The 12,943-nt window shown below is 64.5% G+C and carries 11 protein-coding genes; 8 read left to right on the forward strand and 3 right to left on the reverse strand.

Annotated elements, in window-relative coordinates; genetic code table 11:
- Positions 1-329: 329 nt before the first annotated feature.
- On the reverse strand, positions 330-1,112 hold the full coding sequence (locus B7G66_RS10040; RefSeq protein ID WP_003617991.1) for an exodeoxyribonuclease III: 783 nt from the start codon (positions 1,110-1,112) through the stop codon (positions 330-332).
- 6 nt (positions 1,113-1,118) lie between these two features.
- Complete coding sequence (locus B7G66_RS10045) at positions 1,119-1,487, reverse strand: HesB/IscA family protein (RefSeq protein ID WP_003617992.1); 369 nt, start codon at positions 1,485-1,487, stop codon at positions 1,119-1,121.
- A gap of 131 nt (positions 1,488-1,618) precedes the next feature.
- Here B7G66_RS10045 and B7G66_RS10050 point away from each other — a divergent pair, with 131 nt between their 5' ends.
- The 8 genes from B7G66_RS10050 (at position 1,619) to serS (ending at position 10,376) form a co-directional block, all read left to right on the forward strand.
- A complete protein-coding gene (locus tag B7G66_RS10050; RefSeq protein WP_003617993.1) occupies positions 1,619-2,800 on the forward strand; it encodes a deoxyguanosinetriphosphate triphosphohydrolase in 1,182 nt (393 codons plus the stop codon).
- 106 nt (positions 2,801-2,906) lie between these two features.
- Entirely contained in the window at positions 2,907-4,709 is a 1,803-nt protein-coding gene (argS, locus tag B7G66_RS10055; RefSeq protein WP_040511568.1) for an arginine--tRNA ligase, read from the forward strand.
- Positions 4,706-5,740, forward strand: coding sequence for an SPOR domain-containing protein (locus tag B7G66_RS10060; protein WP_003617995.1), 1,035 nt, complete (start codon positions 4,706-4,708; stop codon positions 5,738-5,740). Before argS ends, B7G66_RS10060 begins: the two co-directional genes overlap by 4 nt.
- A 79-nt stretch (positions 5,741-5,819) precedes the next feature.
- Positions 5,820-6,659 (forward strand): segregation and condensation protein A, encoded by an 840-nt coding sequence (locus tag B7G66_RS10065; protein WP_048859157.1) that lies wholly within the window; start codon positions 5,820-5,822, stop codon positions 6,657-6,659.
- A gap of 143 nt (positions 6,660-6,802) precedes the next feature.
- A complete protein-coding gene (gene scpB / locus B7G66_RS10070) occupies positions 6,803-7,555 on the forward strand; it encodes an SMC-Scp complex subunit ScpB (protein ID WP_080545500.1) in 753 nt (250 codons plus the stop codon).
- A gap of 102 nt (positions 7,556-7,657) precedes the next feature.
- Positions 7,658-8,278 (forward strand): Sec-independent protein translocase protein TatB, encoded by a 621-nt coding sequence (gene tatB, locus B7G66_RS10075; protein WP_003617999.1) that lies wholly within the window; start codon positions 7,658-7,660, stop codon positions 8,276-8,278.
- Between the two features lie 11 nt (positions 8,279-8,289).
- Positions 8,290-9,099, forward strand: coding sequence for a twin-arginine translocase subunit TatC (gene tatC, locus B7G66_RS10080; RefSeq protein ID WP_003618000.1), 810 nt, complete (start codon positions 8,290-8,292; stop codon positions 9,097-9,099).
- Positions 9,099-10,376: a serine--tRNA ligase gene (gene serS / locus B7G66_RS10085; RefSeq protein ID WP_003618003.1), complete on the forward strand. Its 1,278-nt coding sequence runs from the start codon at positions 9,099-9,101 to the stop codon at positions 10,374-10,376. The genes tatC and serS overlap by 1 nt, the downstream gene beginning before the upstream one ends.
- Before the next feature lie 469 nt (positions 10,377-10,845).
- Here the strand turns inward: serS and B7G66_RS10090 are convergent.
- A partial coding sequence (locus B7G66_RS10090) for a helicase-related protein (RefSeq protein WP_048859156.1) occupies positions 10,846-12,943 on the reverse strand: 2,098 nt, incomplete at its 5' end.

Raw genomic sequence — 12,943 nt, forward strand, 5'->3', positions numbered from 1 at the left:
GATTTCAGGATGTTATCGAGCCTGACTTTTCAAACAGTCTCTTATCTGTCCTTATGAAAATAATCCATTGATAAGGAATGATAAAAGTTACCGGGTATTGCCGTTTTCCAATCAGGCAACGCCCTTTAACGCGTTCTGGCAAACGCATTGCCAGAAACTTTTATTATTCAGCCTGTGACGTGACCTGCATGTTCCAACAGTTGCTTCAGCAGATCACGATGCATGGGGCGGCCGCCCTGCGTTCTGCATCCCGCAGGAGCCGGGGTGCCCGGCTCTTGCATGTGTGCGACGCCCCGGCATATCCGGGAATATTTCTTTGAATATTTCTTTCAGGCCACCGCGTCGCGCAGTGTGACAATCAGCGGGACATGGTCGGAAGGTTGCGTCATGTTCCGTTCTTCCCGGTCGGGGATGGCGCTCAGCAGCCGTTCGGCCACGCGGGGCGACAGCAGGGCATGGTCGATGCGTAACCCGCTGTCACGCTGCCATGCGCCTGCCTGATAATCCCAGAACGTATAAAAACGTCCCACCGGATGCAGCGCGCGCAACGCATCGGTCAGCCCCAGCCACAACAGCGTGCGAAAGGCCGCGCGCGATGCCGGGCGCACCAGTGCATCATCGGGGGGCAATGCGCCGGGGGCGAGGTCTTCGTCCGTCGGGCAGACATTGTAATCCCCCGTCAGCACGAAATCCGTGCCCGCATGCAGCAGGTCACGTGCATGTTGCGCCAGTGCCGCCATGAAGGCCAGTTTGTTGTCATAGCCCGCTTTCCCGCCCGAATTGCCGTTGGGCAGGTAAAGGTTGCCAAATGTCAGTGCCTCTGTCCGGATTTCGACATAGCGCGCCTGTGGTGGTTCGCATTCCCATCCCGGCAGGGCACGGTGCGTCACCGTGAACGGCACGCGCGACAGGATGGCGACGCCGTTATAGCTTTTCTGCCCGACGACCACGCTTTCATATCCGGCCTTGCGAAACGCATCGGCGGGGAACTGGTCCTCGATGCATTTGATTTCCTGCAGGCCAATCAGGTCGGGCTGTTCACGTTCCAGCCATTGCAGGACATGGTCGTGGCGCTGGCGGATGGAATTGACGTTCCAGGTGGCGAATTTCATTGCGCGTCAGTCAACCGAGAAACTGGTGCCACATCCGCATGACGAGGTCGCCTGCGGATTGCGGATGGTGAAGTGCGCGCCCATCAGGCTATCCTTAAAATCAAGTTCCCCGCCCTCAAGCAGGTCGAGGCTGGCAGGATCGACGATCACATGTGTCTCCCCCGCCGGGATGACGATGTCGTCGGGGGCGATGGCGGTTTCCAGCGCGAATTTGTACTGGAACCCGTTGCACCCGCCCGCCAGAACGGAAACCCGCAGGCCCGGCGGCGTGGCGAAGGCTTCGCCCTGTTCGTCGATGATTTCGCGCAGGCGCCTGATTGCACCGTCAGAGACGCGGAAACTGGCGGGGGTGGGGTGGTCGGTGGTCTTGTCCATCGGGTATCACCATCGTGTGACGGAACCCGCGAACGTGGCGGCATGGTAGCCATCGCGTCCGGGGCAGGTTATCGGACAAAGGACGGATGCGCGGCCATCGCGCCCGGCCTTCATGCGGGATAGAGGTATATATGAGTGTCGCCCCCTATGCTGTCCAGACCGCGACCGCGCGCGGCCGCCTTCACAAGGAGGCCGAAGCCCCCACGCGCACGCCATGGCAGCGCGATCGGGACCGCATCGTCCATTCCGCCGCCTTCCGTACCTTGCAATACAAGACGCAGGTATTCCTGAATCACGAAGGCGATTTTTTCCGTACCCGCCTGACACATTCGCTGGAGGTGGCGCAGATTGCGCGTTCCATCGCACGCAGGCTGCACCTTGACGAAGACCTGACCGAAGGGCTGGCACTGGCGCATGATGTCGGTCACACCCCCTTTGGCCATGCGGGGGAGGAGGCATTGTCGGCGGCGATGCAGCCATGGGGCGGGTTCGATCATAATACGCAGTCCCTGCGATTGGTGACGATGCTGGAGCGGCATTATTTTGCTTTTGACGGGCTGAACCTGACATGGGAACTGCTGGAGGGGTTGGCCAAGCATAACGGGCCGGTGGACCATCCCACGGCCTATGTCGCCGATTATGCCGCCCGCCATGGGCTGGAACTTGGCAGTTTTGCTTCGGCGGAGGCACAGGTCGCGGCGCAGTCGGACGATATCGCCTATCACGCCCATGACCTTGATGACGGGCTGCGCGCGGGTCTGCTGCACCTGCCCGACCTGGAGGATTTGCCCGTGGTGGGCGATGCCCTGGCCCAGGCACGGCTGGTGCAGCGCGAGGTCGGGGCCGAACGGTGCGGGGCGAATGACCCACGCCTGCGGCACGAGACGATCCGCCGGGTCATCAACGTGCTGGCCACCGACCTTACGGCACAGACACAGCGTAATCTGGAACGCCTGTCGCCCACCTGTGCCGATGACATCCGCCATGCGCCCTATCCCGTGGTGGCATATAGCGAGGCGATGCGCGTGGCGAATCTGGAAATCCGCAAGTTCCTGTATGCCCGGCTGTATCGCCACTGGCGGGTAAACCGCATGACGCGCAAGGCGCGGCTGACGGTCGAATCGATTTTCACCATCCTGTCGGAAAACATGACGCTGCTGCCCGATGGCTGGCGCGAAGATGCGCTGGCGGCGCGTGATGCCAAAAAGATGGCCGATGCGCACCGGGTCGTGGCGGATTATATAGCCGGGATGACCGACCGTCTGGCGATGGAGGAATATCGGCGGTTGACGGACCTGTCCTCGCCGGGGTGAAACAGCATGGCATCATGCCATGCCCCGTTTCGGGATATGGCCTGTGTGCCGCGTTATGTTTTCCGGGCCTGTGGCTCCGGGTGTCAATTTTGGGAAACCGCACCACATGTCTGACAGTCTGTTCGTCCGCTATCTTTCGCATGTGCGCGAGGCACTGGGCCAGGTCGTGCCCCATCTGCCCCCCGCCATCGTGGCGCGGGTGGAGGTCACGCCCACGCGCGATCCATCGCATGGCGACCTTGCGACGAATGCGGCGCTGCTGGTGGCGAAGGTCGCGCGACGCAAACCCGCCGACATCGCGGCGGACCTGGCCCGTGTGCTCGAATCCGTGCCCGGTATCACCGCGGCGCAGGCGGCAGGGCCGGGATTTGTGAACCTGAAGCTTGCCCCGGCGGTCCTGCAGGAGGTCGCGGCACAGGTGCTGCGTGCCGGCGACTCCTATGGTGATGGCCATGTGGGTGACGGTGTGAAGGTCAATGTCGAATATGTCTCCGCCAATCCCACGGGGCCGATGCATGTCGGGCACTGCCGTGGCGCGGTGGTGGGGGACGCGCTGGCGAACCTGCTGTCGAAGGCGGGATATGGCGTGACCAAGGAATATTACATCAACGATGCCGGGGCGCAGGTTACGGCGCTGGCATGGGCTGCATACTGGCGTTACCTGCAGGCGATCGGCACCACGTTGACGCAGGATGAATTCGCAGCCCTCGTGCCCGGCGGCATCCAGTATGGCGGCGATTACCTCGTGCCCGTGGGCGAGGAACTGGCCGCCCGGCATGGCACGTCGCTGGCGGCCGATGGTGGTCGGCCCGCACCGGTGGATGTCTGGATGCAGACCGTGCGGACCGAAACGGTGGCGCGCATGATGGCCATGATCCGCGAGGACCTCGAAGCACTGGGCGTGCATCACGACGTCTTCACCAGCGAGGCGAAGATCCTCGCGGATGGGGAAACCAACCGTGCCATCGACCGCCTGACGGCCAAGGGCCTGATTTATGAAGGTGTGCTGGAACCGCCCAAGGGCAAGCTGCCCGAGGATTGGGAAGCACGACCGCAGACGCTGTTCCGCTCCACCGAATTCGGTGATGACGTGGACCGTCCGCTGCGTAAGTCCGACGGGTCGAACACCTATTTCGCCAATGATATCGGCTATCACGCGGATAAGATCGCGCGCGGGGCCGATGTGCTGATTGACGTGTGGGGCGCGGACCATGGGGGCTATGTCACGCGCATGAAGGCCGCCGTCGCGGCGCTGGGGCAGGATGGGAAGCCTGAACTTGACGTGCTGCTGTGCCAGATCGTGCGCATTGTGCGTGACGGGCAACCGGTGCGCATGTCCAAACGTGCGGGCACATTCGTCACCCTGCGTGACCTGATTGACGAGGTTGGGCGCGATGCCGTGCGCTTTACGATGCTGACGCGCAAGGCCGATGCGCAGATGGAATTCGACCTCGACCAGGTTGTGGCGCAAAGCCGCGACAACCCGGTCTTTTACGTGCAGTACGCCCATGCGCGCTGCTGCTCCGTGCTGCGTGGCGCGGCCGAACTGGCACAGGCGGGCAGGCTTGCGGGCGACCTGTCGGCGGAGGCGCTGGCCGCGCTTGATCTGTCGGGGCTGTCGTCGGATGCGGAACTGGCGCTGCTGGGGCGCATGGCACAGTGGCCGCGCGTGGTCGAAAGTGCGGCCATCGCGCATGAACCGCATCGCATCGCCTTTTACCTGCAGGAACTGGCGGCGGATTTCCATGCGTTGTGGAACCGTGGGCGTGATGACGCCACCCTGCGTTTCCTGCATGAGGATGACGCCCAACTGACGCGTACGAAACTGGCACTGGTGGAAGCCACGGCGCGTGTGATCCGTTCGGGTCTGCGCGTCCTTGGTGTCGAGCCGGTCAAGGAGATGCGATGAGTTCAGCAGACCCCACCGATCGTAACCCGCACGAGGATCGGATCAACCGCGAGCGTGAGCGCATGAGCCCCGATTACGGGGACGAGGATGACGCCCCGCGTGCGCCCATGGAACCGCCCGAATCCGGGGCGGACCGCCGTGGCGGGCGTGGGCGTGGGATCATGTCCACCGTAAACGGGCTGCTGGGTTCGGGGTTGTTGGGTGGCAACGACCCGATGACGCGCAAGCTGCTGTTCGGGGCGGCGGGCCTTGGGGGGCTGCTGATCGTGTTCGTGGGCGGGTGGTCGTTGTTTGGCCATCACCAGAACGGCATTCCCGTGATTGGTCCGCCGCCGGGTGCGTTGCGTGTCAAACCGGCGGACCCGGGCGGGATGCAGGTGCTGGGCGCTGATGGTCCAGGCGTGGGGGATGGTGGCGGCGACGGCGCGCATATGGCCCCCGGCCCGGAACAGCCGCGCCCCGACGCCATGGCCCGCCAGTATGGGCAGACGGAGGCACCGGCAACCCCCGCCCCGGCACAGGCAGGCACGGCCGCGCCGGGCGTGCAGGCCACGCCGCTGGCTTCGGCGCAGACGGAAGAGGGGGCGGCGCCATCCACCGCTGCGAGCATCCCTGCTGCTGCCACCCCTGCTGCTGCTACCCCTGCCGTTGCACCCCCGCAGCCTGCGCCGGTGCCCGCACCGCAGGCGACGGAGGAGGCGGACGGGGCGTCGGATGAAGATGACCATGCCCCCGCTGCCGCGCCGTCCGGCGCGCATCATGGTGCCGTTTCGCATGCGGCGGGCGGGCAGTATGGCGTGCAGCTCGCGGCACTCGACAGCGAGGCGGCAGCCCGGAAAAGCTGGGGACGGCTGCAAAGCCAGTATGCCTCCCTGTTTGGCGATCGCCAGCCCGCCATTGTCCGGGCCGAGCATAACGGGACTGTGTTCTATCGCCTGCGTGTCAAGGGATTCGCCTCCACCGCGCAGGCTTCTGCCTTCTGCCAGCAGGTCAAGGCGCACGGACTGGCCTGTAACCCGGTCCGGTTCTGAGCCTGCGGCATGATCGTTTTTCATGCCGGTCGCCGGGAATGCCCCCATGTCCGCTGAGGACGTGGGGGAGCGGGGGGATATGGAGGATGCGGCCACGGCGGAGGGGCATGCGCCGGTCGTGATGTCCCCGGTCCTGCACCTTGACGGGTTCGACGGGCCGATGGACCTGCTGCTGGAGCTGGCGCGTGCGCAGAAGGTTGACCTGTCGCGCATTTCCATCCTCCAGCTTGTGGAGCAGTACCTTGCCGTAGTCGATTCCGTGCGTGACCTGCGGCTGGAACTTGCGGCCGACTGGCTGGTCATGGCGGCGTGGCTGGCGTGGCTGAAATCACGACTGCTGCTGCCCGCGCATGACGAGGATGCCTTGGATGCGGAGGAGGCGGCAGGCGCATTGCAGGCGCGGCTGGTGGAACTCGAACGGATCGGTCTGCTGGCGCGCTGGCTAGGGGCGCGGCCCTGCCTCGGGCATGACGTGTTTGAACGTGGGGAGGCCGAAGACCTTGTGGAGGTCGACCGCTCCGGCCTTGCGGTGGATATCGCCCAACTGATGCGTGGTTACATGACGGCCATGCGGCGGCATGCGCGCAAGCGTGCCTATCGCCCGCGGCAGTTCCATTTCTGGACGGTGCAGGATGCGTTGCGCCGCCTGCGTGACCTTCTGGGCGCGGACATGGTGCCTGACTGGTGCGGCCTGGATGCGTTCCTGCCCACCGCGCGTGAGGCGGGGCGGATGGACGCACCGCAGGAGGACGAACGCCGTGCGCAGCAGCGTGCGGCGGTGGCGGGCACGCTGCTTGCCACGCTGGAGATGGCCAAGAGCGGGATCATAGAATTACGCCAGAACGAGGAATTCGGCCGCATTGAACTGCGCCGTAACCCGCAGGCCGAAATACTGGAGACAGGAGTGCAGACGGCATGACGACAATCCCGCCCGATGAGGACCCTGCCGCACCCCGGTTGCCACTGTCCGGTGGGTCCGCCATGGATGTGCCATCGCGGGATCGCGCATCCCATGGGGATGACGGGCGCGAAGGCGGGGACAGCCCGGCTGTGGCGGCGGGGATGGTGGTGTCGGACATGTCCGTACGTCTGGTGGAGGCACTGATTTTCGCACGCGCCGAACCGGTCAGTGAACGCGCCATCGCGGAACTGCTGGAAACGCAGGGCGATATCCCTGCCGGTGTGGACGATCTTGCCGCCTATACCCGTGCGACGCTTGATGCGTTGCTGGCGCTGTATGAGGGGCGCGGCGTCATGCCGGTGGCGGTCGCGGGCGGGTGGCAGTTCCGCACCGCGGCCGACCTTGCGCCACGCCTGACGCGGGTTCTGCGCCGTCCGCGCAGGCTGGCCCGCTCCACCATGGAAACGCTGGCGATCATCGCCTATCACCAGCCCTGCACCCGCGCTGAGATCGAGGGGATACGTGGCGTGTCGCTGAGCCAGCAGGTGCTTGATACCCTGCTGGAGGCCGAACTGGTCATGCCGCTGGGGCGCAAGGAGGTGCCGGGGCGGCCGATCCTGTGGGGGACATCGTCCGGGTTCTTGCGGCATTTCGGGTTGCGTGACCTGCGTGACCTGCCGCGCCGGGAGGAACTGCTGGTGGATGTGCCCGACCTGCCATCGTCTGGTGCCATCGACGAGGGACAGGGGAGCGCCGATATCTTTGGGCAGCCGGATGCGGTGGGGGCGTTGCCCGACGACATGCAGCCGGAGCAGCCCGGTGCGGCCGGGGATATAACAGGGGATGTGGCAGGGGATGCGGCGCATGCGGAGGCCGTGTCCGATGATGCGGTTTGCGCCCCGCCCGATGCGTGATAGGTCTGCGGACAGGTTTATGCACGCAGTGCAACGGGTTGGTGGGATGCTGGTCCCGGCAGGTGGTTTTACTGCCTGCGCGGCAGGAGAGGGCAGGGTGTCATGTTCGATTTCGCGTGGTCTGAATTTGCCCTGATCGGGGCGGTGGGCCTGTTGCTGATCGGGCCGAAGGACATGCCGGTGGCCATCCGCACGGTAACGGGCCTGATCAAGAAGGCGCGCAAGATGGCGGCCGAATTCCAGACCCATGTCGATGAAATGGTGCGCGAGGCCGACCTGACGGAGGCACGTGACCAGCTTGGCCGCCTGCGCAGGATGAATGTGCGTGACCAGATCATGCGCGCGGTCGATGGTGATGGCAGTTTGCGCCGCGCGCTTGATGACCGGCCACTCGACGCCGGGACGGCATTGTCCGCCCCCACCATCACCCCGCCGCCGACAGGTGGGGATGCGACATATCCGCCGATGGACGAGGTTGCGATGCCATCGCGTTATCGCGCGCCAACAGCGGTGCCGGGCATCGCGTCATTGCATGATGATCCCGTCACATGGCCCGTAATGGCCGGTCCGCCCGCGCCGGATTTCGTGCCGCCACAGGTCGCGCGCCGGATTGCCGATGAACGCGCGCGCCTGCACCCGCCCGCGTTCCTGCCGCCGGTGCGCGTGATCCATGCGGGCCACCGCGTCGCCCCGGCGCGCGCGGCCGATACGACCAGTTCCTGAATGTCTGGCCCATGCCGGGGGATACGACGCTGAACGACGATAAGCTTGATGACCAGCCCATGCCACTGCTTGAGCACCTTGTGGAACTCAGGCGACGCCTGTTGTGGTCGGTCGCGACCTTCGCGGTCTGTTTCGCGGTCTGTTATTATTATTCGACCCAGCTTTACATGTTCCTCGCGCGGCCGCTTGCGGACATCATGCGCCAGCAGGGCGAACAGCCGCACCTGATCTATACCGCGCTGGCGGAAGCGTTCTTTACCTATATGAAGGTGGCGTTCTTTGGCGCGGCCTGCCTGTCCTTTCCCATGATCGCCATACAGGCATGGATCTTCATCGCGCCGGGCCTGTATCGCAGTGAAAAGCGCGCTTTTGCGCCGTTTCTGGTCGCGACCCCGGTGATGTTCGCGCTGGGTGCGTCGCTGGCATATTATTTCGTCTTTCCCGCCGCGTGGAAATTCTTCCTCTCGTTCCAGAATGCGGGCGGCCATGGGGCGGATGGCATCGCAATCCAGTTGCAGGCCAAGGTGTCGGAATACCTGTCGCTGGTGATGAAGCTGATTCTGGCGTTCGGCACCGCCTTCGAACTGCCGGTCGTACTGACGCTGCTGGCGCGGGTGGGGCTGGTGACGGCGGACGGGCTGGCGCGGGTGCGGCGTTATGCCTATGTCGGGGCATTCGTGATTGCCGCCGTCCTGACGCCGCCCGACGTGATTACCCAGACCGGTCTGGCGGTGCCGATGATCGGGCTTTATGAAATTTCCATCGTCTGCGCGCGCATGGTCGCCCCCCGTCGCGTGGACGAGACCGAGGAGGATTCCTGATGCATGACCTGCGCGCCCTTCGCGCCGACCCCGACGCGTTCGACGCCGACCTGACCCGGCGGGGCGAAGCCCCCGTTGCGCACGTTCTGCTTGAACTGGATCGCGACCGCCGTGCCGCCGAAACCGCGTTGCAGGAATGTCAGGCCCAGCGCAAGACCCTGTCGAAGGAAGTTGGCGCCCTGCGCCGCACCGGGGCCGACAGTTCGGCGGTGGAGGCGAAATCCGCCGCCCTGCGCGACCGGATGGAGGAACTGTCCACGCAGGTGGCCGATCTGGATACGAAACTGCGCGGGACGTTGGAATGCCTGCCCAACCGCCTTGATGCGGGTGTGCCCGATGGCCGGGACGAAAGCGCCAATGTCGTGTGTCACATCTGGGGCACCGTGCGGGAGATGGGCTTTCCCGCAAAGGAGCATTTCGAACTTGGCGAGGCGCTGGGTCTGATGGATTTCGAAACCGCCTCACGCCTGTCGGGCGCGCGGTTCGTGGTCCTGCGTGGGGCGCTGGCGCGGATGGAGCGCGCGTTGGGACAGTTCATGCTGGACCTGCATACACGTGAAAACGGGTATGACGAGACTGCCGTCCCCGTGCTGGTGAATGACGAGGCGATGTATGGCACTGACAAGCTGCCGAAATTCGCGGACCAGTCCTTTCGCACGACCGATGGCCGCTGGCTGGTGCCCACGGCGGAAGTGCCGCTGACGGCCTCGGTCGCGGGGGAAATCCTGTCCGCCGATACACTGCCGCGTCGCATGGTGGCCCTGTCCTCATGCTTTCGTAGCGAGGCCGGGGCGGCAGGGCGCGATACGCGCGGCATGCTGCGTCAGCACCAGTTCCAGAAGGTGGAAATGGTGTCCATTACCGCACCCGAAGACAGCGAGGCGGAACATGAACGCATGACCCGCTGTGCGGAAATGGTGCTTGAACGTCTGGGCGTGCCCTATCGCCGGATGCTGCTATGTGCGGGGGATACCGGTTTCGGCGCGGCACGTACCTTTGACCTTGAAGCATGGCTGCCGGGGCAGAAGGCGTGGCGTGAAATCTCGTCATGTTCGACCACCCGTGATTTTCAGGCACGCCGCATGAATGCCCGTTACCGTGCGGCGGACGGGAAACCCGCTTTTGTCCATACGCTCAATGGTTCGGGGCTGGCGGTCGGGCGCACCCTGATCGCGGTGATGGAAAACGGACAGAATGAAGATGGCTCCATCACGGTGCCGGAGGTGCTGCGGCCCTATATGGGGGGGACGGACATCATCAGGGCTGGCGTGAAATAAGCTGTGTGATGGGGCAGCGATCCGCAGGAGGCTGCCCCCCTGGCCCCCCGATGGTTGTGCCCTTGTGTAAGGGGGGTAAAAAGTTGGTCCCGATACCCCACGGGAATGATGCGAGTTCTTGACAGAGCTTTTTTAAAAAAAGCTTTGCAAGTCAGCATATTTTCAAAAGATAAAAGTTAATGCCTGAAGATGTCCCGTTTCGTCTCAATGGGCTGTTTTCAGGCAGGGCCTTATGAGAGGCTGTTTGAAAAGTCAGCCTCGATAACATACTGAAATGATAAAAGTTTTTGGTGAAGCTTTTTCTAAAAAGCTTCGAAAGACGCTGCCTTTTTGAAAAAAGACAGCATCCAAGAATTTTTCCTGTTTTTTATCAACAGCTTGTTTTCAAACGTTCTCTGAACGGATCACGGTGCAGGGAGCGCACGCCCTGCGCTATGTCTCATATGTTGATGGCGTCGCCTGTGGGCGCTTATTTCCTGCGCCGTGGCCTGCCACGTGGGCGCTCGTCGGCGCGGGGGCTGCGATCCGTGCGGTCGTGGTGACGGCGACGGGGGGGCATCTGCGGCAGTTCGGCGCGTGTGCGCGTACTTTGCTGACGCAAGACCTCCTCGATCCAGTCATTAAGGCGCGTGGTCGCGATTTCCGCATTTTCCCGGTCGGGATAGGCATCGGGAAAGCGTAGCGCCAGCCACCGCCATGCCACCAGCCGTTTGTGGCGTTTTTCCGCGCGTTCCAGTTCGCTGCGTTCCGCCCGTTCGGCAGGTGGCAGGCGGCCGGTGCCCGGTGGCGGCACGGCATGGCCCGCCGCGTGGTCCGCAGCCCATCCCACCAGGCGCTGTATGCCATTGTCGCGGTCATCGACCGGGCACATCGCATAGACCCAGCGTTGCGCCAGCGTCAGCCCCTCCACCCCTTCGAGGGCTGTTGCGATGGCGAAGGCCTGTTCCATATTGGCCAGACGGTAATTCGGGTCATCGCGGCGCAGGACGGCGCGGCGGATGCGTACCAGCACGCCGAACAGGCTGTCGGAACCGATTTCGGCGGCGACCGCCTGCACGATATCCGCGTCGGGCTGCACCTGTGGCCGCAGGTCGTCAAGCTGGGCCGGTGGGGCGGCCAGCATCGCATGGATGAAGGACGGGCTGCCGACCCCCTCCAGCACCGAGACGATGCCCTTTTCATGCTTGCCAAATCGTCCGGCACGGCCGCCGATCTGCTTGACTTCCTGCGCATTGAGATCGCGCGTCTGCGTGCCGTCGAACTTGCGCAGCGCGGCAAAGACCACGCGGCGGATGGTCAGGTTCAGCCCCATGCCGATCGCATCCGTCGCGATCAGGATGTCGGCCTCCCCCCGGTTGAAGCGCTGGGCTTCCGCACGGCGCACTTCGGGGCTGAGCGCGCCATAGACCACGGCCACGCGCCTGCCATGCGCAAGCAGCAGCGCACGCAGGTCCAGGACCTCGCGCCGGGAAAAAGCAATCAGCGCGTCATGGGGTTGCAGGTCCTGGATACGCACCGGCATGTCGGCGGCGACAAGCGGGCTTTTGCGTTCCAGATGCACTTCGTCCACCGGGTCGCCACACAGTTCGGCAATGCGCCGGACCATGGGGATGCAATCCGGTGCGCCAAGGATGAACAGGTGCCGTGCCGGTGCCCCCATGATGGCCGCTGTCCATGCCGCCCCACGGTCTGGATCGGTCAGCATCTGTGCCTCGTCGATGATGGCGACATCGACGGGATTGTTCAGCGGACACATTTCCACCGTGGCGGCAAGGTGGCGGCTGCCGGGGACGTCGATCCGTTCCTCGCCAGTGGCGAGCGAGGTGGGCACGCCGCGCGCGGTCAGGGATTCGCGGAATTCATGCGCCAGCAACCGTAATGGCGCGAGTGCCAGCCCGCTTTCCGCACGTGCGAGTGCATCAAGAGCGGTATGTGACTTGCCGCTGTTGGTCGGGCCTGTCACCAGCGTGATGCGGCGTTTCAGCGCACGTGCGGTGGTGAAATGCGCGGCATAGCGGTCAAGGGCTGCAACCTGTGCGATCACGGCATTGCCCACGCGCCGGTCGCCCAGGTCGGGGGCCAGCGGCGTGGGGGTGCCGCGTTCGGTATGGTCATGCCGCCATGCCTGCACCTGCGGGCGCAGGGCGATCAGTTCGGCGGGATCGAACTCCCACCGTTCCTGCCCATCCCTTTGTGGCACGCGACGTGCGACCGGCAGGCGCTTTTCCGCAATCCAGCGCAGCGCCTCACGGTGGGAGCAGCGCAGCAGGCCGGGCACCTCGGCAAAGGGGACAAGCTGCGTCTCCCACTCCCGCAGGCGCTGGACTTCCTCCTTGCGGCGGGCGCGGGCGGTCTGTTCGATTTCCTCGCGCCGGTTGCGGGTGCGGGTGTCGGCGTCCTCCACCTCACGCGCGAAGGCGTCGGCATCAGGCAGGTCGAAGGCGTCCGCCGCCGCAAGTGCGAGCGTGCGTAGTTCCGCCGCCGCCAGAATACGCCCCGTGCCATCGAACAGGTCGGTGCGCACGTTGTCCACCGCCGCGCGCGCGCTGTCGCCCTGATCGCGCAGG

The organism is Novacetimonas hansenii JCM 7643, assembly GCF_000964405.1.
GTDB classification, from domain to species: domain Bacteria; phylum Pseudomonadota; class Alphaproteobacteria; order Acetobacterales; family Acetobacteraceae; genus Novacetimonas; species Novacetimonas hansenii.